This is a genomic window from Saccharopolyspora soli, assembly GCF_022678645.1.
GTDB classification, from domain to species: domain Bacteria; phylum Actinomycetota; class Actinomycetes; order Mycobacteriales; family Pseudonocardiaceae; genus Saccharopolyspora; species Saccharopolyspora soli.
Genome location: NZ_JALBWV010000056.1, coordinates 39,529 through 61,032 on the forward strand (window position 1 = coordinate 39,529; position 21,504 = coordinate 61,032).

Here is a 21,504-nt window from a genome sequence, read left to right on the forward strand (position 1 = left end):
CCGCATGACGAACACCGCTTTTCCCGACGCGGCCGCGCAGGCCGCCCACCTCACCCAGCGCTTCGTCAGCAACGGCGTGCCGCTCGACGACGTGAACACGATCATCGCCGAGCTCGACGGATGGCCGAGCTGGTACGCCGCCTGGGAGCGGGTCGGGGACGCGCGCACGCGGTACGCCGACGACGCCGAGCGGGCCGGAGCCGAGCTGACGGCCGCGGAGCTGCGCCTGATCGCCGCGCTTGAGTACCACTTCGGCAAGTTCCTCTTCGTGCACGACCAGGACGTCCTGCACACCGGCTCGCGCAAGGCCGCGCAGGCGTACCGGCAGGCGATCGGCCTGCTCCCGTGGCCGGGTCGCATCGTCGACGTCGAGCACGGCGGCGCGACGCTGCCGGGCGTGTTCCGGGCACCGGGCCAGGACGCGCCGTGGCCGACGGTGATCCTCGTGCCGGGCCTGGACGCGGCGAAGGAGGAGCTGCACCTGTTCAGCGAGGTGTTCCTGCGGCGCGGCATGGCGACGTTCGTCGTGGACGGACCGGGCCAGGGCGAGTCCGAGTTCGACCACCGCCTCACTGCGGAGTGGGAGGACGTGGCCTCCTCGATCCTGGCCGCGCTCGCCACTGTGGACGGGGTCGATCCCGGCCGGATCGCCGTCGTCGGGGTCAGCCTCGGCGGCTACTACGCCGCTCGGGCGGCGGCGCGGACTCCGGGGCTGCGGGCCGGGGTGTCGCTCGGCGGGTGCTACAGCATGGCGGAGTCGTGGTCCAACCTCGCATTCCTCAGCCGACAGGCGTTCCGGGTGCGGACCGGAGCCCAGGACGAGGCGGCGGCTCTCGTCAACGCCGAGGCGTTCGGCCTGGCCTCGTGCCCGCCGGAGCGGGACGTTCCGTTCCTGGTCGTGCACGGGGAGCGGGATCGGTTGTTCGACCTGAACCAGGCGCGGCGCATGGTCGAGCACTTCGGCGAGCGCGCGGAACTGGTGCTTGAGCCGGACGGCAACCACGTCCTGCACAACCTCGGGTACCGGATCCGACCGCTCGTGGCCGACTGGGTCCGGCGCCGCCTCACCCCGGTTTCGGTCGCTTCCTGAACGGTTCCGAAACCTGTGCTGGCCGCTGACACTTGACGCGTGACACATCACACGCCAGACTCCGGGCGATCGACACGGAGGTCGGCTCAGTACAGGGAGGCTCGGCATGCGCAAGCTCTTGGTGTCACTGACCTCGGTGGTCGCTGCGGCGGCCCTTGCCAGTTGCGGAACCCCGGCAGCGGTGGGCGGCGATCCGGCCCAGATCAAGATCGGCTACCCGTCGGACACCGCGTCGTACGGGGACCTGTACGTCTGCCAGGACGAGGGGATCTTCGCCAAGCACGGCCTGAACGTCCAGCTGACGTTGCTCAAGACCAGCTCCCAGCTCGTCGCGGCGCTGTCGTCCAACGCCGTGCAGATCGCGGGTGGCGACGGCCGGAGCATCGCGACCGGCGCACTGCAGGACGCCGACCTGAAGATGATCGAGCTCAAGCTGCCGAAGTACTTCGTCGAGATGTTCGGCGAGCCGGGCATCAAGTCGGTCGAGGACCTGCGCGGCAAGAAGATCGGCGTCACCGCGCCCGGCTCGGTCACCGACACCGCCACCCGGATCATGCTGAAGGACAAGGGTCTCACCAACGACGTGCAGATCTCCAACCTGACCTCGCTGCCCGCGCTGATCGCCGCGGCCAAGAGCGGTGAGGTCAACGCGATCGTCACCGCGCCCCCGCAGGGCGTGTCCACACAGGACCAGGGGTGGCACAAGATCACCGACATGACCAACTACAAGACGGCGGGCAGCGTCTACGCGGTGACCGGTGAGTTCGCGAAGAGCCATCCCGAGACGGTGAGCAAGTTCGTCAAGGCGAACGTGGAGTGCCTGGCATACCTGCAGAAGGACGAGAACCGCGACAAGAGCATCGCCGCGATCCAGAAGCACACCAAGACCGAGGATCCCAAGATGGCCGCGTACGCCTACGACTTCTTCAAGAAGGTGTGGGTGACCGATCCGGTGGTGGACGAGGAGATCGTGCGCGAGGCGTTCGTCGAGGCCGCGGCTGGCGGCCCGGTCCCGAACGACATCTCCCGGTTCATCGACAACAGCTTCCTCGACAAATTGCGCGCCGAGGGCTTCATCGACCAGGTGACCAAGTGACGACCATCGGGTCCGGCACCGCCAGCGCGCGACCTTCCTGACGGTCGGCAACCGGTTCAGCCGATCTGGCCGTCCCAGGCGCGCGGCGCGGCGGCAGTCACGCCCGCGCGGACGAGGGCCCGGCGCACTGAATGGTCGATGACGTCGTCCACGGTCTTCGGAAGCGCGTAGCACGCTGGCACGGGCGGCATGATCACCGCGCCGGACTCGGCCGCGGCGCTCATCGCGCGCAGATGGCCCAGGTGCAAGGGCGTTTCGCGGACCATCAGCACCAGCGGCCTGCCCTCCTTGAGGCACACGTCCGCGGCGCGCACGATGAGGTCGTTGGCGTGGCAGTACGCGATCGCGGACAGGGTCCGGATCGAACAGGGGACGACCAGCATCGCGTCGACGGGATACGACCCGGACGCGATGGTCGCCCCGATGGCCGACGGCTTGTGCACGACATCGGCGAGCTGCTCGACGTCTCGTGCGGTGCGCTCGTCGCACTCCTGGGCGATGGTCAGCGCGGCGGCCCTGGACACGACGAGGTGGGTCTCCACGTCGGGCAGCTCCCGCAGGATCCGCAGCATCCGGACGCCGTAGGGCGCACCGCTGGCGCCGGTCATGGCGACGATGACCCGCATCGCTTCCTCGATCCTTGAGATTGGTATGAGCGTCGACACTTTAGTCTGAATTTGCTTAGATCGTTAGTTTATTCGCTGGTCTGGACAGTGCTTCGGAGAACTGCTTCACTGAGGTGTCGACACTTTGCGGGTCGACGGGCCTGGAGGTTGGTAGCTATGGGAGTGTCGATCGACGAGATCGTCGACTTGCGCACCTGGTTGAACGCGGTCCGGGAGATCGGCGACCTGCGCGAGGTGCGCGGGGCGGACTGGCACCTGGAGATCGGTGCCGCCTCGGAGGTCAACTACCGGCTGCCGTCACCGGCGGCGCTGCTTTTCGACGACATCGCCAGCTATCCGACCGGCATGCGGGTGCTCACCGGCAGCATGTCCAACGCCCGTCGGCTCGGGCTCACCCTGCGGCTCGGCGCCGAGCTCGACGACCACGCGCTGGTGCGCGCGCTGCGCGGCAAGCCGGGGGAGTGGCTTCGCGATCACGACAAGTACCCCGCGCGGGCCGTCGACTCCGGCCCGGTGCTGGAGATCGTCGAGCGGGACGACGAGATCGACCTGCTCCGCTTCCCAGTGCCGACGTGGCACGAATCCGACGGAGGCCGCTACATCGGCACCGGGTGCGCGGTGTTCACCACCGACCCGGACACCGGCGTGGTGAACGCGGGCGCGTACCGGATGCAGGTGCAGGGCGACCGCACGGCCACGATCAACATCGAATCGGGCAAGCACGGCGCCATGCACATCCGCGAGTGGTTCGCCAAGCACGGCCGTGCGCCGATCACCGCCTCGCTCGGAGGTGACCCGCTGATGGTCATCGCGGCCGGTACCGAGGTGCCGACTGGGGTGTCGGAGCTGGACTACGTCGGGTCGATCCTCGGCAGACCGGTGGAGATCATCCCCGGCGAGGTGACCGGCCTGCCGGTGCCAGCGTCGGCCGAGATCGTGGTGGAGGGGTGGCTGCGCCCGGACCGCACGGCCGAAGAGGGCCCGTTCGGCGAGTGGACCGGCTACTACAGCGGTGGGAGCGAGCAGGTGCTGATGCTCGACGTCGAACGCGTCTACCGGCGGAGCGACCCGATCCTGCTCGGCACCCCGCCCGGCAAGCCGCCGCACGACTACTCCTACATGCGCAGCGTGATGAAGTCGTCCATGATCCTCGACTCGCTCATCGCCACCGGCCTGCCCGAGGTGCGCGGTGTCTGGGCGCACGAGGAGGGCGGCGGGCGCCAGCTGGTCGCGGTGGCCATCGACCAGAAGTACGCCGGGCACGCGCGGCAGGCGGGCCTGCTCACCTCCCAGCTGCCGACCGCCGCCTACATGAACAAGTTCGTGATCGTGGTCGACGGCGACGTCGACACCCGCAGCCTCAGCGAGGTCATGTGGGCGGTGTGCACGCGCACCGACCCGGCGAAGGACATCGAGATCCTGCACCAGACCTGGGGCAGCCGCGTCGACCCCCTCGCCGACGCGGGGGCGCCGCGCTACAACACCCGCGCCGTGATCGACGCGTGCCGCCCTTACGAGCGGCTTGCCGACTTTCCGGTCGTCGCGGAGGCCAGCCAGGCGTTGCGCGAGCGGGTCATCGCGAAGTGGCCAGATCTGTTGGGGGGACGATGAAAGCCGCCACCTCGTCCGAAGTGGACCAGTCGGCCGCGGACAGCTTGAGCAGGCGTGCGTTGCTCCGCGTCCTGGGCCGGGAGAACAGCGCGAGCCTGGTCGACGAGATCATCATCAAGGTCGGAGTGGACATCATCGAGGGCAGGTTGATGCCCGGCGATGACCTGAACTCGGTCGAGCTGGGCCGCGCGTTCGGCACCAGCCGCACCCCCGTCCGCGAAGCGCTGCTCACCTTGCAGCGCGAGGGTTTCGTCGACATCCCCGCGCACCGGCGCCCGCGGGTCGCGACCCTGTCGCTGGACGAGGTTCGGGACCTGTACCTCGTCCGGGCGCACCTGCACCGGATGGTGAGCCGGTGCGTCGTGGCCGAGGCGACCGACGACGACCTCGCGGAACTGCGCGAGGTCCAGGCCAGGCTGCGGGCGACGGCCGAGGCGGGCGATGTCGACCAGTACTTCTGGACCAATGTCGAGTTCCGCAACACCGAGGCGCGGCTGTCCGGCAACCGCACGTTGTGCCGGGTGCTGGACGGCCTCGGGCTTCGCATGCTCCAGCTGCGCCACCTGAGCCTGTCGTTGCCCGGTCGGATGTCCCGATCCCTTGAAGACCACGAGCGCCTGCTCCGCGCCTACGAGGACCGGGACGCCGACCTCGCCGCCGCCTTGACCGCGTCGATCGTCCTGCGCGGCCTGCACACGATTGAGGAGTCCGGATGGGTGGAACCGAAGCCATGAGCACGATCGACTGCCACGCCCACGTCGTGCCGGATGAACTGCTGGCCGAGCTGGCCCGGAACTCCTCCGGCATCGACGGCGTCACCGCGAGGAAGGCCGAGCAGGGGTGGCTCGTCGAATTGCCCGGCGCGGGCGAGCGCCTGGTGCGCGAACGGATGTGCCAGGCCGAGCGTCGGCTCGCCTATCTGTCCACTGTGGGCATCGATCGCCAGGTTGTCGCGCCGTGGCTGGACGTGCAGCCGACGCCCGCGATGAGCGCGGGCGCGGCCAGGAGCTGGGCGCGCAGGCTGAACGAGGCGATCAGCGAGCACGCGTCGGAGGGCTCGGCTGGCACCTTCGCCACGGTCGCCCTCGACGACCCGGACACGGCCGCGGCCGACCTGGCCGACGCGGTCGAGCAGGACGGCATGAGCGGCCTGATCCTCAGCACCGACCCGGTGCACTGCGAGAACCTCGCCGACTCACGACTTGATCCACTGTGGACTGTGGCGGAATCGCTCGGTGTTCCGGTGCTGCTGCACCCGTCTTCGGACGGCCCGTCCCGCGTCCTGCCCGACAGCGCGGATTTCGCGAACGCCTACTGCCGACTGGTCGACACGAGCTTCGCGGTCGCCCGACTCATCCTGTCCGGCGTCCTCGACCGGCACCCGAACCTGCGGCTGATCACCGTGCACGGCGGTGGTTTCCTTCCGTTCCAAAGTGGACGGTTGGATGGCGCGCATCGGGCGGACCGGCTGGCGTCCTACCAGACCGAGCGGGAACGGCCGTCGGACTACCTCTCCGACCTCTACTACGACACCGTCGCGATGTCGGCGTCGGCGATCCGCTTCCTCGTCGACCTCGTCGGGCCGGAGCGGGTTCTGCTCGGCACCGACTACCCGTTCGCGCTCGGCGACCCCGACCCGGTGGGGACCGTTGAGTCCTTGGCCCTGGCGCCAGCGGCGTCGGCCGCGGTGCTCGGCGGGAACATCGCGGGCCTGATGTCGGGGAGTGAACGTGTCCGACTCTGACGGCATCGTGCGCTTCGTCGACGGTCCAAGCGGCCGGATCGCCTACCGCAGAACAGGATCCGGCCCGCCCCTCGTGCTGCTGCACCCGCTCGCCCTGTCCGGACGGGTGTGGGACCCGGTGGTCGACCAGCTCGCCGACCACTTCGACACGATCGCCCCCGACGCCAGGGGACACGGCCAAAGCGGCTGGGACCGCGCGGAGTTCGGGGTCACCGAACTGGCCGACGACATCGTCGCGCTGCTCGACGGACTCGGGTTCCCGGCGGCCCACCTGGTCGGCATGTCCATGGGCGGCAGCGTCGCGATCAACGTCGCGGGTCGCCACCCCGGCCGTGTTGAGCGGCTGGTGCTCGCCGACACGACCGCGTGGTACGGCGCCGACGCGGTGCCGACCTGGACCCAGCGGGCCGAGAAGGTGCGCACCACCGGGCGACCGGCGCAGATCCCGTTCCAGGTGGACCGCTGGTTCACCGAGCACTTCCGCCGCACCCACCCGGCGGAGGTCAACCGCGTCGTCGGCATCTTCCTCGCCACCGACTCGGCCGCGCACGCCCAGGCGAGCCTGGCCCTCGGCCGAATGGACGGCCGCGAACTGCTTCCGTCGATCACGGCGCCGACCCTCGCGTTCGCTGGCGAGGAGGACTACGCCACGCCACCCGAGATGGCGGTCTACGCCGCGGAACACGTCGCCGACGGCACCGCGCTGAACCTTCCCGGACTGCGCCACCTGTCACTGGTCGAGCGCCCGGCGCTGGCCGGGCTGGTGCGTGCGCACCTCGAGGGCACCGGGCTGCCAGCCGGGTTGCCAGCGGCCTCGTGCGGGTGCGCGGCGGGGGTGCGGTCGTGAAGCCCCGCCCGTTCACCTACCACGCTCCGACCTCGGTTCCCGAGGCGTTGGAGCTGCTAGCCGAGCACTCCAACGACGCCAAGGTGCTCGGCGGTGGCCAGAGCCTGGTCCCGTTGCTCAACTTCCGCATGGCCTCGCCGGAACACCTGGTCGACATCAACCGGCTGCCGGAGCTCGACACCGTGGTCCGCGAGCGCGGTGGCTGGCGCATCCCCGCCCTGGTGCGCCAGCGGACGGCCGAGCGCTCGCCGGAGCTCGCCGCGGCCTTCCCGCTGCTGCCGATGGCGCTGTCCCAGGTCGCGCACCCGCAGATCCGCAACCGGGGCACGGTCTGCGGCAGCGCCGCGCACGCCGACCCGGCGGCCGAACTGCCAGCGGTGCTGACCGCGCTCGGGGCGACCATGCACGTCGCCTCCACCGGCGGCACCCGCGCGATCAGCGCCGACGACTTCTTCATCTTCCACTTCACCACCGCGATGCGGCCGGATGAACTGCTGGTCGGCATCGGCATCGACGACCTCCCGCCCGGCACGACGACCGGGTTCGCGGAACTCGCCGCCCGGCACGGGGACTTCGCGCTCGCGGCGGTGGCCGGGGTGGTGACCCGCGACGACGGCGGGACCGTACGCGCCTGCCGCCTCGTGGCCGCGGGTGTCGCCGGTCGGCCGTTCCGCCTGGCTGAGACCGAGGCCACCCTGCTCGGCAACCCGCTGACCCACGAGGCGCTCGTGGCGGCGCAGCATGCCGCGCGCCTGGAGGTCGACCCGCCCGGCGATATCCACGCGCCGACCGCGTACCGCAAGCAGCTGGTGGGCGTGCTGACCCGCCGCGTGCTCAGCTCGATGTCCTAGCCGAAGGAGGTGACCTGACCGTGCACCACATCATCACCACGGTCAACGGTGCCGTCTACGAATCCGATGTGGACAGTCGAATGTCCCTCGCCGACTTCCTGCGCCACCGGTTGCGGCTCACCGGCACCCACGTCGGATGCGAGCACGGGGTGTGCGGGGCGTGCACCGTGCACGTCGACGGCGCGGCCGTGCGGTCCTGCCTGATGCTCGCGGTGCAGGCCGACGGGTGCGAGATCGACACGGTCGAGGGGCTGGCGTCGCCGGATGGACAGCTAACGCCATTGCAGGAGAGCTTCCACAAGCACCATGCGTTGCAGTGCGGCTTCTGCACCAGTGGCTTCCTGATGAGCGCCACCGAAGCGCTGCGCGAGGGCGCGGTCGACACGCCGCAGCAGGCCCGCGAGGTGCTCAGCGGCAACATCTGCCGCTGCACCGGATACGCGGGCCTCGTCGACGCCGTCCTTGAGGCGTCCGAGCGGACGAAGAGCGTGGACCATGGCTGAGGGCGCGATGATCGGTGCGGCGGTGCCGCGCCGCGAGGACCAGCGGCTGCTCACCGGCGCGGGCACCTACCTCGACGACGTGGACCTGCCCGGCTGCTACGAGGCCGCGTTCCTGCGCAGCCCGCACGCCGCCGCCCGCGTGCTCGGCATCGACACCTCGGCGGCGAAAGCCGTCCCCGGCGTGATCGGCGTCTGGACCGGCCGGGAGCTCACCGACCTGGTGAAGCCGATCCCGCCGAAGGTCACCAACCCCAAGCTCGTCGACGTGCCGAGGTACCCGCTGCCCCCGGACGCCGCGCACTTCGTCGGCGAACCCCTGGCCGTCGTCGTCGCCACATCCCGCCACGTCGCCGAGGACGCCGTCGAGCTGATCGACGTCGACTACGAGGTCCTGCCTGCCATCGCGTCGACCGGGGCGGCGCTGGCCGAGGACGCGCCGAAGGTGCACGAGGAAGTGCCGGACAACGTCGCGATCCACCTCGTCCAGACGGCCGGGGATCCCGAGACGGCGCTGGAGACCGCCCCGCACCGGCTGCGCGAGCGGTTCATCATCGCCCGTGGCGGCGGCCACTCGATGGAGACCAGGGGCATCGCCGCGCGCTACGACGCCTCGACCGGCCAGTTCACCGTGTGGCCGTGCAGCCAGTCGCCGCACTACACGCGGAACCTGATCGCGTCCTTCTGCGATGTGGTCGAGGACGACGTCCGGGTGGTCGTGCCGCGCGACAACGGCGGCGGGTTCGGCCCGAAGGCGCAGTTCCACGGCGAAGACGCGGTCGTCCCGTACCTGGCGAGGCTGCTCGACAACCCGGTGAAGTGGATCGAGGATCGCAGCGAGAACTTCGTCGCGACGATGATGGAGCGCACCCAGGTGCACGACGTCGAGGTGGCGTTCGACGACGACGGTCGGCTGCTCGCGGTGAAGGACGTCTTCCAGCACGACCAGGGCGCCTACTGCGCTGGCCTGCAGGTCCCCACGATCACGCTGAGCACGTTGCCCGGCCAGTACCGCATCCCCAACATCCACTCCGAGCTGATCGCCTGCTACACCAACATGGTGCCGACGAGTTCGGTGCGCGGCGCGGGTCGGCCACAGGCGGTGGTGGCGATGGAGCGGATGGTGGACCGCATCGCCGAACACCTCGGTGCCGATCCCGCGGAGGTGCGCCGGATCAACCTCGTGCAGGCCGACGAGTTCCCCTACCGGGTCGGCCTGACCTTCCGCGACGGCAGCCCGCTGACCTACGACAGCGGCGATTTCCCAGCCCTGCACCAGGCCGTGCTGGACAAGTTCGACTACGAAGGGGAGCGCGCGCGGCAGCGGGAGCTGCGGGAACAAGGCCGTTTGATCGGCATCGGGCTCGGCGCGTACGTGGAGGGCTGCGGGCTCGGTCCGTACGAGGGCGCGCGTCTGCGGCTGACCAACAACGGCATGGTGCTCGTGACGCTGGCGGCCACGCCGCTCGGCCAGGGCTACGAGACCGTTTACGCCCAGATCGCCTCGGACGCCATGGGCCTGGACATGCGGCACATCGCGGTCGCCACCGGCGACACCGCCAGGATTCCCTTCGGCCAGGGCAGTTTCGCTTCGCGCACGACCGTGACCGCAGGTTCGGCGACGTTCCAGGCGGCCCAGCGCCTGCGGGACCTGATCCTGGAGGTCGCCGAGGTGTTGCTCAAGACCAGCGCCGCGGACCTGCGCTTCGACGGCGACCGGGTGTGCGTCGTCGGCAGCCCGGAGCGCGGGGTGACGCTCGCCGAGGTCGCGCAGGTGGCGAACATCGGCAAGCACGGCATCACCATGCAGGCCGGGGTGCCCGCCGGGATCGAGGCGACGTCCTATTTCGCGCCGGAGCGGGCGGCCTATGCCAGTGGGATGCACGCCGCGACCGTGGAGGTGGACCCGGAGACCGGTGCGGTGCGGATCCTGCGGTACGTCATCGGCCACGACTGCGGCACCGTGATCAACCCGATGCTGGTCGACGGCCAGGTGCTCGGCGGGTTCGCCCACGGGATCGGCAACGCGCTGTACGAGGAGCCCTGCTACGACGAGGCGGGCCAGCCGCAGACCACGAGCTACCTGGACTACGCGCTGCCCTCGTCGGTCGAGGTGCCGCCGGTCGAGCTGGTCCACCTTTACACGCCGAGCCCGCTGAACCCGTTGGGGGTCAAGGGCGCGGGCGAGGGCGGCACGATCCCGGTCCCCGCGACGATCGCCAACGCGGTGGAGGACGCCCTGCGGCCGTTCGGCGCGCGGATCAACAACCTTCCGCTGACTCCCGCGAAGATCTTCGCCGCGGTGTCCGGCGGCTGACCAGGAAGGCCGACGATGCAGCTATCGAACAGCTTCACGGTCCCGGTGCCGGTGGAAACGGCGTGGTCGACCCTGCTCGACGTCGAGCGGATCGCGCCGTGCATGCCCGGCGCGGCAGTCGACCGCGTCGACGGGAACGACGTCCTGGGCAGCGTGACGGTGAAGCTCGGCCCGATCATGATGCGCTACCAGGGGACGATGACGTTCACCGAGCGGGACGAGGCCAGCCACCGCGCGGTGCTGACGGCCAGCGCCAAGGAGGTCCGTGGCGGCGGCTTCGTCAACGCCACGATCGCGGCGACCCTGGCGCCTGCCGACGACGGAACCGAGGTGTCCGTGGTGACCGACCTGGACGTGACGGGCAAGGCGGCGCAGTTCGGCCGCAACGTCCTGTCCGATGTCAGCAGCCACCTGGTCGGTCAGTTCGCGGACAACCTCGCCGGGGAGATCCGCTCGGGCGGCGGCAAGGCGGCTGGCGACCCCGCTCCCGCGACGCCCTCCGGCGAGCGGTCCGGTGCGGCGGCCCCGCCCGCGACACCGAACGGCGGTGCCAGCCTAAACGCGCTGGAGCTGCTGAAGGCGCCAGCCCGCAGGCTGCTCCCACCGGTGCTCACCGGCGTGATCATCGGCGTGGTCATCGGACGGCTCTCCAAGCGCCGCACGCGCTGAAGCCAGCCGCACTCGAAATACCCCTTGCCGTCGTCGCAGCGCTGGCGTAATAATAAACCGACAGTCGGTTTATTATTGGAGGATGCGGGTGGCGCGGACGGTTGACAGGGCGGCGCACGCTGCTCGGCGTGGTGAGTTCCTCGACGCATTCCAGCGCCTGGTGGCGACCAAGGGGTACGAGAAGGCGAGCACCCAGGACGTATTGAGCGAGGTGGGTGCGTCGCGCGGCTCGCTCTACCACTACTTCGGGTCCAAGCGGGAGTTGCTGGACGCGCTGGTGGAGCGGAGCGTGGCGGCGTCCGTGTCGCAGCTCGGCGAGCTGATCGCGGACGACAGTCTGAGTGCGACCGACAAGCTCAACCGGTTCTTCGCGTCGCTGGCGGACTGGAAGACGCAGCGCCGGGAAGTCGTGGTCGAGGCGATGCGCATCCGGCGTTCCGATGAGAACGCACTGGTCAACCAGGCGATGCGGACCATGAGCGTCGAACGGATCGCGCCGCTGCTGGCCGAGATCGTCGAGCGGGGTGTGCGGGAGAAGGCGTTCACGACCGCACATCCCGCCCAGACCGGGCGGATCCTGATCGGTCTCATCGGCGACCTCGACGCCGCCCTGTTCGACCTGTTCTTCGCCGTGGAGTCGGGCGCGGCTGAACATGCCGAGGTCGAGCGGACCGTCGCGGCGTACACCAGTGCGTTCGAGCGGGTGCTCGGCGCGGCGGACGGGACGATCACGCTCGTCGCGCCCTCGGTTCTGCGCTCGTGGTTCTCCGGGAAAGAGAAAGGTGACCAGCAGTGACCAAGTTTGTCTACCCGCCGGGAGTGCGTGTCGAGCACGTCAGGTTCCCGGTGGGCGGTGCGGAAGGCGGGATGGCCGAGTGCGCCGCCGATCTCTACACGTCCGAGGAGATCACCGACCCGGCGCCACGACCGGGCATCGTCCTCGCGTGGAGCGGGATCACGCCCAAGGAGGCCAACGCGGGCGTCGCGTGGTACCTCGCCCGTGCGGGCTACGTCTGCCTGGCGATCGACTACCGCACGTCCGGCGCCAGCACGGGCACCCCGCGGGGTCAGCAGTACTTCGAGAACAACGTGCAGGACATGCGTTGTGCGTTGCTCTACCTCCGCTCCCGTCCCGAGGTCGATCCCGACCTGATCGGCCTGCACGGGGTGAGCCCGAGCGGCGCGATCGCGATGCGGGTCGCCGCGCGGGACCGGCGCGTGAAGTGCGTTTCCGCGCTGTACCCGAGCACGCTCCTCGGCTACGAGGACCTGCTGCCGCAGGAGATCATCGAGGCGGACCTCAAGCAGCGGTTCACCACCGGCACTGGCGCGACGATGCCGTACCTCAATGTCGTTGGCTGGCCGGAGCCGGGAAAGGGCTACGCGCGCCTGAGCCTTGAGATGTACGAAGGCTTCGACAACGAGATGTTGGTGGAGTCACTGGAGAAGTTCGACAGCTGGTACCCGGCGCGGTTCGCCGCTCGGGTGGCGCCGACGCCGCTGCAGTTCGTCGGTGCGAACGGCGACGACATCTACCACGACCTCGAACAGATGACGCGGGTCATGGAGATGGCGGGCGAACCGAAGCGGCTGGTCGTGCTCGGCTACGACGGCATGGGCATGTACGTCGAACCCGGCCTCGGCGAGGCGATGCGCGCGACCATCGGCTGGTTCGACCACCACATGCGCGGCACACCGTTGCCGCCGGTCGCCCCACCCGGAGACACGGCGATCACACCCCTGGCCCCCGACGCGGTGCAGGCCGGACTCGTCTCGGGAACCCCAAACTGGAAACCCACCCGGGACCCAGCCACCGAACGCTGACGCCCCTCAACCCCGCCGCGCTCAAAGGACGTGATTCATCATCCACATTGGACAGTGGGGTGAGTCGGCGTTGTCGAACGGCGTGCTGTCACTTTCGCCGACCGCCGCCAGCTGCCCGGCCACGATAGCCGAGCGCTATGCCGCGTGTAGTGGATCGGTTATCGCTGCGCTGCCAGGTGCGAGCTTCAATCGGCTGCATGCGTGAGGTCGTGGCCGCTATCACCGGTGCCTCCAGTGCGATCGTGGACGGCACTCGGATGCTGGACACCGTTAGCGTCCCCGCATGCCGGACGTGGCAGACCACGTTCCGAGCAGGCGCAGCGAGTCGTGTGCGGCAGAGTCCGGATCTGCGGCGTATACGACGAGGTATTGGTCCGTCTCGCCCTCGACCGCGTAGCGCTGCGAAGCGAGGGTGAGCGTACCGACGGCCGGGTGCCGGAAAGTCTTCTTCCGGCGGCCCGCGGCGCGTACCTGGTGGCTGGCCCACCAGGTACGGAAATCACTGTCCTTCAAGGACAGTTCTCCTACGAGTGCCGCGAGTCGGCTGTCGTCCGGATAGCGGCCCGCATCCAGCCGCAGGTGGGCGACGCATTCCTTGGCCACGCCTTGCCAGTCCTCGTACAGGGTCCGAAAGGCGGGATCCAGGAAGGTCAGCCGGACCATGTTGCGGTTCTCGGGAGGTAGGGCGGAGAAGTCGGTGAACAACGCCGCGGCCGCGGCGTTCCAGGCCAGGACGTCGAGGCAACGCCCCACTACCAGCGCGGGCAGATACGTCATCTCGTCCAGCAACTGCTGGGTCACCGGCTTCACCCGCTGCGCGGCGGGCTTGCGCTGCAGTGGACCTCGGGCGGTGTCAGCGATAGTCAGGAGGTAGTCCCGCGCGTCCGGTTCGAGGCACAGGGCGTCAGCGAGCGCCAGCCTGCGCCAGTTGCGCACCGACCGGATCGATCTCCTGTGGGTCCACGTACGGGACACGTTGACTCCGGTACCCGAGGTCATGCGAGCGCTTGATGACCAGGTCCGGGCTGGCAAGGTTCTCCACGTGGGGGTTTCGGATTGGCCCGCTTGGGAAGTCGCGCAGGCCAACACCCTCGCTGACCTGCGCGACTGGTCGCCCCTCGTCGGTCTGCAGATTCGCTACAACCTGCTCGACCGCACGCCAGAACGCGAGCTCCTCCCGATGGCCCGAGCCTTCGATCTGCCCGTGGTGGCCTGGGGCCTACTTGCGGAAGGCAGGCTCACCGGCAAGTACCTGCGCGGCGAGACCGGCCGTCTGGATGTGGATCCGACTACCGGTTCGGGCGAGAACAACGAAGCCGTCGTCCGGCAGGTCGTTGCCATAGCCGAGGAGGCAGGCTGGTCCCCGGCGCAGGTGGCGTTGGCATGGCTGCGCACGCGTCCAGGAACTGTCGTGCCGCTGCTCGGGGCGAGCAAGGAACACCAGTTGGTCGACAACCTGGGCAGCGCGGCCGTGATCCTCGACGACGCGCAGCTGGCTCGGTTGGACGAGCTCAGCGCGCCCACCCTGGGCTTTCCGCATGACTTCGTGCGCAAGGAGTGGACCACCATCGCCGCTTACGGCGATCAGTGGCGCGAGGTCGACGACCGGCGGACGACGGTTCGCCGCTACGTCAACGACGCGGCGCCACAGCCGAGCAAGCAATGACCCCCTGCCTGCGCACTCTGTCCTGTATGGACGTTGCAGGGGTCAACAAGCGTTAAGAATGCGCTTGGTGCAGCGGGGTTTACACGGCGGCGGTGCCGATCAGTCCTTCTCGGGTGACGAGCGCGGCGAGGTCCTCCTCGCTCATAACGGCCGTGTTGTCGGGACGTCGCGGTAGCACCATGTAGCGGGTCTCCGCGCTGGAATCCCACACGGTGATCTCCACGTCCTGGTCGAGCCGCAGGCCGAATTCGGCGAGCACCGCGCGGGGATCGCGAACGACGCTGGAGCGGTAAGCCTCGTACTTGTACCAGCTCGGGGAGGGGCCGAGCAGGGCCAGCGGGTAGCAGGAGCACAACGTGCACACGATGACGTTGTGCCTGTCGGAGGTGTTCTCGACGACCTTGAGCCGTTGTTCTTGCAGCCCGCCGCCCATGGACAGTCCGAGTTCGCGCAGTGCGGTGTTGGCGTCGGTGAGCAGGCGGGCGCGGAATGCGTCGTCGGTCCACGCGCGTGCTACGACGCGGGCGCCGTTGGTCGGGGATGCCTGGGAGAGGAATTCCGTGACGGCTGAGTCCAGTTCGGCGTCGGTGGTCAATCCGGCGTCGATCAGTCGTTGTTCGAGCCTGCGCACGCGCGCGGCGATCGGCAGGCTGGCGTGGTCACCACTCATGACAGTTCCGCCTCTCCGCGATTTGCAGTGGTGGTTGCGTCCGACTCGATCTCGCGTTTCGTGGTTTCTTGTGGCTGGCTTGCGTCACGGTCCCCTGAGGTGCGGTTGGGAGGACTGGGGTTGGCACAGGGCTACTCATGACCCTCCACGGGTTTGAGGTAGGACTCCCAGAGATCGATCGTGACGGAGTGCTTGCCGCCGCCCCACAGGTTGCGGGCGTTGAACCGCACGGTGTAGACGGGCTCGACTCGGACGTCGGGATGCTGCCGGGCACGATCGTCGGGCAGCGGATACGTCCCTTGGAATTCGACGATCTCGCCGACCTGCCCGCGCGCGTACCGGGGTAGGCGGGTGTGGTGTGGTGGGTCGACCAGCGTGGTGCGGACTCGGCTGCCGGGGCGGAAACGTGGCTCAGTCATGATCCAACAGCCCCTTCTCGATCAGCAGCGTCTCGATCCCCGCCAGCCAGCGTTCGTAGTAGGAGGACGTCAGGTAGTCCTGGGGCGGCATCCGCTCGATCGCGTCGCGGAACTCGTCGAGGTTGTACGCGCCGCGCCGCAGGAGCACCCGTTGGACGGCGAAGACGCGCGCCTCCCAGTCGGCGTGGAAGGTGGGTTCCTCGTGCGGATCCGGGTTGATGGCGCCGAATCCCTGCTGACCACCGACATCGTTGACCCTGCTCACACCGCACCACGCTAGCCCCAGGGCGCCCGTCGAACCAGCCCGCGACCCCATGCCTTCGCCGTGGATGCGAGCGCGAAGGCGGGGGTCGTGAAACCTTCCGTGCCTGGTGCACGACCCCCGCTACCTGCCGCAGGCTATGGGATCACCACTTGGGCAGCGTCCCCGGCGGGAACGACGGCATGCCGGGGCGGCCGCCGGGGGACCCGCCGGCGGGCCCGGATGAACCGTCGGAGGGCCCGGATGAACCGTCGGAGGGCTCGTCGGAGGGCTCGGATGAGCCGCCGGAGCTCATGGTTTCGTTGATCCAGTCGGTGTGTGCCACGAGGTCGCTGTAGATGCCGGGCTTGTCCGGGCAGTTCTCGGCTTGGCCGCGGCTGGTCGCGCCGACCAGTGCGAAACCGCTGCCCTCTCGCACCAGAGCCGGGCCACCGGAGTCGCCGTAGCAGGCGCTCGCCTTGCCGTCCTGATTGTCGATGCACAGCTCGCGTGCCTGATCGAAGGGGCTGTCGGAGCTGGTGCACTTCGACGGGTCGACCGTCTTGGTGTCCAACTCCTGCAGGGTCTGAGGCGGCTTGCCGCAATCCTTCTTCTCGCAGGTCTGGCCCCAACCGAGCAGCCGCAGTTCGGTGCCCGGCTGCGGTGACGTGGCAGCGATCTTGATCGGCTGTGCTTCCACCGGTTGCGACAGGTGGACCAGGGCGACGTCGTAGCCGGTGGCGACGTCCTCGTTGGGCTGCTGCTGTTGTTTCGACTTGGAGTCGCCGGACTGCTTCTGCTTCGACTTGGGGTGGGCCACGAACTTGTCCGGTTTGACGAGTTCACCGCCGCTGGAGTAGGCGGTTGACCCGATCCGGTACTGGATGTTGCTGGGCTGTTGCCCGGCCACGCAGTGCGCGGCGGTGACCAGCCACTGCTTGTCGATCAGCGTGGCGCCGCAGTGGTGTTCGCCGTCGGAGGTGGACTGCATGGACGCCATGAAGCTGTAGGTCTCTGTCGCGTCGGTACCTCCGATGATCAGCGGCGCGGCCGCGGCACCGGCGGTTGGCGCTGCGAGCGCCAGGCTGGCCAGCGTCGCCGCGGCGAACGCGAGGATGCTCCGGCCTAGAGAACCTCGGGGCATGTTCTCTCTCCTATCCGCCCCCAGGCTCCGTGCCGGGGGGACGGATGAAGCCAGGAGCTGGGATTTTGTGCGATGTCCGGCGATCCTCCCCATTCAGCACGAAAATTGCGTTCCGCCAAATGGAGCAATCACGAGGTGTAATCGGTCGAGCATCGACCGTGCAATCGGCTGCCCGCTGGATGGTCGTATCTGTTGATCCGCAAGGAGTCCGGAGTCGATCACTGAGTTGGGTCCACGACGGCGGTGGATGGCTTGCCGCGTTGCTCGGCGGCGGTGTCCGGACAAGAGCGGACGAAGGGAGGCGGTGGGCCGGATTGGGCGGGGCTGGCCGGTGGATCCCGCTCGATCTGGTGCAGTTCGGTACAGCTGGCGTGCGCTACTCGCTGGGAGCGCTGATCGCGGCCGAAAGGCGGTGAACTGCCCGGACTGTCCTGCGGTTCAGGGTCTTCGGTTGATATTAGTCTCTTGTGGACGGACCAGGGGTCAAAGGGGGCGCAGGTTCAAGTCTTGTCGTCGCTCAGCGCGCTGGGGCACCCGGTCCGAGCGGCAACCCGATTCCGTACCAGATCGCGAAGAGTGCGACCCACACGACGAACATGGCCACCGCCAACGGCAGGGTCAGTGAGATGACCGTGCCGAGTCCCGCCGACTTGCGGTAGCGCTGCATCAGCGGCACCGCCATCACCACCCAGGGACTCACCGGCGTGAGCACGTTCGTGCACGAGTCGGCGATGCGGTACAGCGCTGTGGTGGTCTCCGGGCTGGTGCCCAGCAGCATGAGCATCGGCACGAAGATCGGTCCGACCAGGGACCACTGCGCCGAGCCGCTGGTGATGAACAGGTTCAACACCGAGATGAGCACCAACAGCCCGCCGAAGATCACCGGGGCCGGTGCGTTGACCGACTGCAGCAGTTCGGCGCCGTTGGTCGCGATCAGGATGCCGATGTTCGTCCATTCGAAATAGCCGATGAATTGGGAGATCGCGAAGAACAGCACCAGGAAGGGCGTGACGTCCTTGAGGCCGTCCGCTATCAGGCTGGGTACGCTGGCGCTGTTGACGATCTTCTTGGTGGCAAGTCCGTACGCGAATCCGGTGACCGCGAAGAACAGCGCCAGGAAGCCCGGAATTCCCTTGATGAGCGGTGAATCGATGATTCCGCCGTCCTCGCCGCGCATCGGCGAGCCGGGAAACGCCATCGAAACGGCGACGATGACGAGGAAGGCCAGCGCGGTGGTGCCAGCCCACCGCAAACCCTTCTTCTCCGCCGCGGACAGCCGCAGGGTGCCCAGTTCAGCGGCGTCGTCCGGGGTTTCCTCCGGCTCGGCCGCGTGCTGCCGGTCGAGCCGCTTCGCGAGGTAGCCGTCGACCACGACGGTGATCACCGCAGTCAGCAGCAGTGAGGAGACGATGGTGAAGTAGAGGTTGCCCACCGGGGTCATGGTGTAGTTGGGATCGACGATGCGCGCGGCCTTGGTGCTGATCCCGGACAGGATGACGTCGTTGGGAATCAGCAACGGGCTCGCCGAACTACCGCCGGTCAGCCCGGCGAGCGCCACGATCGTCCCCAGGATCGGGTTGCGGCCGACCGCTCGGAAGATCATGCCGCCGAGCGGCAGCAGGATGATGAAACCGGCGTCCGCGGCGACGTGCGCGACCGACGCGGCGAACGCGAGCATCGGTGTGGCCAGTCTCGGCGTGGTCCGCGCGACCAGTGATCGAACGGTAGCGCTCAGCAGTCCGGCGCGGTCGGCCAGCGCGAGACCGAACAGGGCCACCAGGGCAGGTCCCAGGGTGGGATAGGACACGAAGTTCTCCACGACGTTCGTCGTGGCGAAGCGAAAACCCTCTGCCGACAGGAGGTTTCGCACCGGGTCGACGGAGCCGTCCGGCTTGGTCACCGTGACACCGGACTGCGCCAGCAACCAGCTGACCACTCCGAGCAGAACCGCGAAGATCCAGAACAACCAGAACGGGTGCGGCAACTTGTTGCCGATCCGCTCCACCGCCGTCCAGAACGAACTCGGTGGCTTCGCCCGCGTCTGAACTTGCCGGGCTTTGCCTGGTTGGCCTTCTTGGGCGTGCATTCTTCCTCAATTCCGCTCGATGAGTCAGCGACCGACCGCGTAGCCCTGCATTCCGCGCGGGTTCGCCGCCGCCGAGAGGACACCGGTTCGCGGATCGCGGGCGACCGCGCACAACCGGCCCTCCGACCACGGGTCCCCGACCGCGACGTCATGTCCGCGTCGCCGCAGTTCGTCGACCACGGTTTCGCCGATGCGGGATTCGACCACCACGCGGCCGGGGCGGCGCAGCCTCGGGTAGAACGAGCCGGGGAAGCTCTCGTTGTGCCAGTTGGGTGCGTCGATCGCGCCCTGCAGGTCCAATCCGCCGCGAACTGGTTCGCGCAACGCCACGGCGAGGAAGAAGTGCAGGCTCCACTGGTCCTGCTGGTCACCGCCCGGAGTGCCGAACGCCATGACCGGTTCGCCGTCGCGCAGGGCCAGTGACGGGGTGAGGGTGGTCCGCGGCCGCCGACCCGGCGTCAGCGAGTTCGGCAATCCGGGCTCCAGCCAGGTCATCTGCAGTCGGGTGCTGAGCGGGAAGCCCAGCGCCGGAACGACCGGGTTGGCCTGCAACCAACCACCGCTGGGAGTGGCCGCGATCATGTTTCCCCACCGGTCGACGACATCCACGTGGCAGGTGTCGCCGGAGGTGGCTCCGTTCGCGGCGATGGTCGGCTCACCAGCGCCTGCTGTCGGTGCCGCCGGTTGGTCCGCGGCGTCGCCGCGTTGCAGGGTGTAGCGGCTCAGCCGCGGTTCGCGACCGCCGGGGCTGCCGGGGCGCAGCTCCCAGGACGCCTGCTCGCCGATCAACTCGCGCCGCTGAGCGTTGTACTCCGCGGAAAGCAATGTCCGCAGCGGGACTTCCGCGGCATCCCCGTACCACGCCTCCCGGTCGGCCATCGCCAACTTCGTGCCTTCGATCAGCACGTGGACGTAGTCGGGTGTCGCGTATTCGAGCTCCTCGGGCAGCAGCGCGAGCTGCTGGAGGAAGGCCGGTCCCTGGCTCCACGGACCGGCCTTGCACACCGTCCAGCCCCGCCAGTCGTAGCTGACCGGCTGCTCGTAGGTCGCGGTGAAGGACGCCAGGTCGTCACCGGTGAGCACCCCGGCATGCCGCTCGCCGGAGGTGTCCATCACCGGCTGGGCGGCGAACTTCACCAGTTCTTCGGCGATGAAGCCCTCCCGCCAGCAACGGCGGGCTGCTTCGATCTGCACCTCGCGGTCGGCACCGGCGGCCTCGGCCTCGGCCAGCACGCGGCGCCAGGTCTGCGCCAGCGTCGGGTTCTTCAGCAACTCGCCAGGTCGGGGAGCGCGGCCGCCTGCGAGGTAGAGCTGCGCGGAAGTGGTCCACTCGTGCTGGAAGAGTTCGCTGACGGTTTCGATCGCGGCACCGACCCGCTCCACCGCCGGGTGGCCGTTCTCGGCGTATCCGATGGCGAACTCGAGCACGTCGCGCAGCGACCGGGTGCCGTGGTCGCGCAACAGCAGCAGCCAGGCGTCGAACGCACCGGGCACGGGAGCGGCCAACGGCCCGGTTCCGGGCACCAGGTCGAGCCCGAGCGACTGGAAGTGCTCGATCGTCGCGGCGGCTGGTGCGGGCCCCTGGCCGCAGATCACCTGGGGACTATCGCCAGTGGGAGCGATGATGATCGGAACTTCGCCACCCGGACCGTTGAGATGCGGTTCCACCACCTGCAGCACGAACCCGGCGGCGACGGCCGCATCGAAGGCGTTCCCGCCTTCCTCCAGCACCGCCATGGCGCTCGATGAAGCGAGCCAGTGCGTCGAGGAAGCCATTCCGTGGGTGCCTTGCAAGGTCGGCCGTGAAGTGAACACCGTTGTTTCCTCTCGTTGGTCGGGCGGGTGCCATGCGCGGCGCACGGGGGAGGCAGGCCAAGGCAGCGCTCGACGAGTGCTGGAACAGCCGGGTATCGCTGCGATCAGGTGCCGCGCGAATAGGACGGAAAGGAAGCTCCGCTCATTCCGGGAGCTCCGGTGGGGGGGGGGGGGGGGGGGGGGGGGGGGGGGGGGGGGGGGGGGGGGGGCGGCGGGGCCCCGGGGGGGGGGGGGGGGGCGCGGGGGGGGGGGGGGCGGCCCGGGGGGGGGGGGGGGGCGCGCGCGGGG

Annotated in this window: 21 protein-coding genes; 13 read left to right on the plus strand and 8 right to left on the minus strand. The window is 69.1% G+C overall.

Going from position 1 to position 21,504, the window contains the following annotated elements; genetic code table 11:
- Nucleotides 1–4: 4 nt before the first annotated feature.
- On the plus strand, nt 5–1,090 hold the full coding sequence (locus MOQ72_RS32925; protein ID WP_242189667.1) for an alpha/beta hydrolase family protein: 1,086 nt from the start codon (nt 5–7) through the stop codon (nt 1,088–1,090).
- Nucleotides 1,091–1,196: 106 nt separating this feature from the next.
- The gene (locus MOQ72_RS32930) at nt 1,197–2,186 is read left to right on the plus strand and encodes an ABC transporter substrate-binding protein (RefSeq protein ID WP_242189668.1); all 990 of its coding nucleotides are present in this window, start codon (nt 1,197–1,199) and stop codon (nt 2,184–2,186) included.
- A 56-nt stretch (nt 2,187–2,242) separates the two neighbouring features.
- Here MOQ72_RS32930 and MOQ72_RS32935 read toward each other — a convergent pair whose 3' ends face one another.
- Nucleotides 2,243–2,812 carry a UbiX family flavin prenyltransferase gene (locus MOQ72_RS32935; RefSeq protein ID WP_242189669.1) on the minus strand — a complete coding sequence of 190 codons (570 nt, stop codon included), beginning with the start codon at nt 2,810–2,812 and terminating at the stop codon, nt 2,243–2,245.
- 156 nt (nt 2,813–2,968) lie between these two features.
- On the opposite strand from MOQ72_RS32935, the gene MOQ72_RS32940 reads away from it, so the two are divergent.
- The 10 genes from MOQ72_RS32940 (at nt 2,969) to MOQ72_RS32985 (ending at nt 13,175) form a co-directional block, all read left to right on the plus strand.
- The gene (locus MOQ72_RS32940; RefSeq protein WP_242189670.1) at nt 2,969–4,423 is read left to right on the plus strand and encodes a UbiD family decarboxylase; all 1,455 of its coding nucleotides are present in this window, start codon (nt 2,969–2,971) and stop codon (nt 4,421–4,423) included.
- Nucleotides 4,420–5,157 (plus strand): GntR family transcriptional regulator, encoded by a 738-nt coding sequence (locus MOQ72_RS32945; RefSeq protein WP_242189671.1) that lies wholly within the window; start codon nt 4,420–4,422, stop codon nt 5,155–5,157. Before MOQ72_RS32940 ends, MOQ72_RS32945 begins: the two co-directional genes overlap by 4 nt.
- Nucleotides 5,136–6,167 (plus strand): amidohydrolase family protein, encoded by a 1,032-nt coding sequence (locus tag MOQ72_RS32950; RefSeq protein ID WP_242189672.1) that lies wholly within the window; start codon nt 5,136–5,138, stop codon nt 6,165–6,167. Before MOQ72_RS32945 ends, MOQ72_RS32950 begins: the two co-directional genes overlap by 22 nt.
- The gene (locus tag MOQ72_RS32955; protein ID WP_242189673.1) at nt 6,154–7,014 is read left to right on the plus strand and encodes an alpha/beta fold hydrolase; all 861 of its coding nucleotides are present in this window, start codon (nt 6,154–6,156) and stop codon (nt 7,012–7,014) included. Before MOQ72_RS32950 ends, MOQ72_RS32955 begins: the two co-directional genes overlap by 14 nt.
- Nucleotides 7,011–7,865, plus strand: coding sequence for an FAD binding domain-containing protein (locus tag MOQ72_RS45365; protein ID WP_242189674.1), 855 nt, complete (start codon nt 7,011–7,013; stop codon nt 7,863–7,865). The genes MOQ72_RS32955 and MOQ72_RS45365 overlap by 4 nt, the downstream gene beginning before the upstream one ends.
- Nucleotides 7,866–7,885: 20 nt before the next feature.
- The gene (locus MOQ72_RS32965) at nt 7,886–8,368 is read left to right on the plus strand and encodes a (2Fe-2S)-binding protein (protein WP_308198017.1); all 483 of its coding nucleotides are present in this window, start codon (nt 7,886–7,888) and stop codon (nt 8,366–8,368) included.
- Nucleotides 8,361–10,682, plus strand: coding sequence for a xanthine dehydrogenase family protein molybdopterin-binding subunit (locus MOQ72_RS32970; protein WP_242189675.1), 2,322 nt, complete (start codon nt 8,361–8,363; stop codon nt 10,680–10,682). Before MOQ72_RS32965 ends, MOQ72_RS32970 begins: the two co-directional genes overlap by 8 nt.
- 15 nt (nt 10,683–10,697) lie before the next feature.
- Nucleotides 10,698–11,351, plus strand: coding sequence for an SRPBCC family protein (locus tag MOQ72_RS32975; protein ID WP_242189676.1), 654 nt, complete (start codon nt 10,698–10,700; stop codon nt 11,349–11,351).
- Nucleotides 11,352–11,439: 88 nt separating this feature from the next.
- Nucleotides 11,440–12,147 (plus strand): TetR/AcrR family transcriptional regulator, encoded by a 708-nt coding sequence (locus MOQ72_RS32980; RefSeq protein ID WP_242189677.1) that lies wholly within the window; start codon nt 11,440–11,442, stop codon nt 12,145–12,147.
- Nucleotides 12,144–13,175 carry an alpha/beta hydrolase gene (locus MOQ72_RS32985; RefSeq protein ID WP_242189678.1) on the plus strand — a complete coding sequence of 344 codons (1,032 nt, stop codon included), beginning with the start codon at nt 12,144–12,146 and terminating at the stop codon, nt 13,173–13,175. Before MOQ72_RS32980 ends, MOQ72_RS32985 begins: the two co-directional genes overlap by 4 nt.
- A 270-nt stretch (nt 13,176–13,445) precedes the next feature.
- Here MOQ72_RS32985 and MOQ72_RS32990 read toward each other — a convergent pair whose 3' ends face one another.
- A complete protein-coding gene (locus MOQ72_RS32990; protein ID WP_242189679.1) occupies nt 13,446–14,111 on the minus strand; it encodes an MmyB family transcriptional regulator in 666 nt (221 codons plus the stop codon).
- On the opposite strand from MOQ72_RS32990, the gene MOQ72_RS32995 reads away from it, so the two are divergent.
- Nucleotides 14,104–14,841 (plus strand): aldo/keto reductase, encoded by a 738-nt coding sequence (locus tag MOQ72_RS32995; protein ID WP_242189680.1) that lies wholly within the window; start codon nt 14,104–14,106, stop codon nt 14,839–14,841. The two genes, MOQ72_RS32990 and MOQ72_RS32995, sit on opposite strands and share 8 nt — an antisense overlap.
- Nucleotides 14,842–14,920: 79 nt before the next feature.
- On the opposite strand, the gene MOQ72_RS33000 is transcribed toward MOQ72_RS32995, so the two are convergent.
- The 6 genes from MOQ72_RS33000 to MOQ72_RS33020 all read right to left on the minus strand — a co-directional run bounded on the left by MOQ72_RS33000 (nt 14,921) and on the right by MOQ72_RS33020 (nt 21,216).
- Nucleotides 14,921–15,511 carry a nitrile hydratase subunit alpha gene (locus tag MOQ72_RS33000; RefSeq protein ID WP_242189681.1) on the minus strand — a complete coding sequence of 197 codons (591 nt, stop codon included), beginning with the start codon at nt 15,509–15,511 and terminating at the stop codon, nt 14,921–14,923.
- Nucleotides 15,512–15,642: 131 nt separating this feature from the next.
- On the minus strand, nt 15,643–15,930 hold the full coding sequence (locus tag MOQ72_RS45795) for an SH3-like domain-containing protein (protein ID WP_372495601.1): 288 nt from the start codon (nt 15,928–15,930) through the stop codon (nt 15,643–15,645).
- Nucleotides 15,923–16,195, minus strand: a complete 273-nt coding sequence (locus MOQ72_RS45800; protein WP_372495602.1) for a hypothetical protein — start codon at nt 16,193–16,195, stop codon at nt 15,923–15,925. The genes MOQ72_RS45795 and MOQ72_RS45800 overlap by 8 nt, the downstream gene beginning before the upstream one ends.
- Nucleotides 16,196–16,337: 142 nt before the next feature.
- Nucleotides 16,338–17,315, minus strand: a complete 978-nt coding sequence (locus tag MOQ72_RS33010; RefSeq protein ID WP_242189682.1) for a S1 family peptidase — start codon at nt 17,313–17,315, stop codon at nt 16,338–16,340.
- 517 nt (nt 17,316–17,832) lie between these two features.
- Complete coding sequence (locus MOQ72_RS33015) at nt 17,833–19,401, minus strand: AbgT family transporter (RefSeq protein WP_242189683.1); 1,569 nt, start codon at nt 19,399–19,401, stop codon at nt 17,833–17,835.
- Between the two features lie 24 nt (nt 19,402–19,425).
- Nucleotides 19,426–21,216: a gamma-glutamyltransferase family protein gene (locus MOQ72_RS33020; protein ID WP_242189684.1), complete on the minus strand. Its 1,791-nt coding sequence runs from the start codon at nt 21,214–21,216 to the stop codon at nt 19,426–19,428.
- Nucleotides 21,217–21,504: the final 288 nt, after the last annotated feature.

Coding starts and splice junctions, on each gene's coding strand:
- MOQ72_RS32930 (WP_242189668.1), top strand. CDS start 1,197: ATGCGCAAGCTCTTGGTGTCACTGACCTCGGTGGTCGCTGCGGCGGCC.
- MOQ72_RS32970 (WP_242189675.1), top strand. CDS start 8,361: ATGGCTGAGGGCGCGATGATCGGTGCGGCGGTGCCGCGCCGCGAGGAC.
- MOQ72_RS33015 (WP_242189683.1), bottom strand. CDS start 19,401: ATGCACGCCCAAGAAGGCCAACCAGGCAAAGCCCGGCAAGTTCAGACG.
- MOQ72_RS32945 (WP_242189671.1), top strand. CDS start 4,420: ATGAAAGCCGCCACCTCGTCCGAAGTGGACCAGTCGGCCGCGGACAGC.
- MOQ72_RS33000 (WP_242189681.1), bottom strand. CDS start 15,511: ATGAGTGGTGACCACGCCAGCCTGCCGATCGCCGCGCGCGTGCGCAGG.
- MOQ72_RS33010 (WP_242189682.1), bottom strand. CDS start 17,315: ATGCCCCGAGGTTCTCTAGGCCGGAGCATCCTCGCGTTCGCCGCGGCG.
- MOQ72_RS32925 (WP_242189667.1), top strand. CDS start 5: ATGACGAACACCGCTTTTCCCGACGCGGCCGCGCAGGCCGCCCACCTC.
- MOQ72_RS32940 (WP_242189670.1), top strand. CDS start 2,969: ATGGGAGTGTCGATCGACGAGATCGTCGACTTGCGCACCTGGTTGAAC.
- MOQ72_RS32950 (WP_242189672.1), top strand. CDS start 5,136: ATGGGTGGAACCGAAGCCATGAGCACGATCGACTGCCACGCCCACGTC.
- MOQ72_RS32975 (WP_242189676.1), top strand. CDS start 10,698: ATGCAGCTATCGAACAGCTTCACGGTCCCGGTGCCGGTGGAAACGGCG.
- MOQ72_RS45795 (WP_372495601.1), bottom strand. CDS start 15,930: ATGACTGAGCCACGTTTCCGCCCCGGCAGCCGAGTCCGCACCACGCTG.
- MOQ72_RS32935 (WP_242189669.1), bottom strand. CDS start 2,812: ATGCGGGTCATCGTCGCCATGACCGGCGCCAGCGGTGCGCCCTACGGC.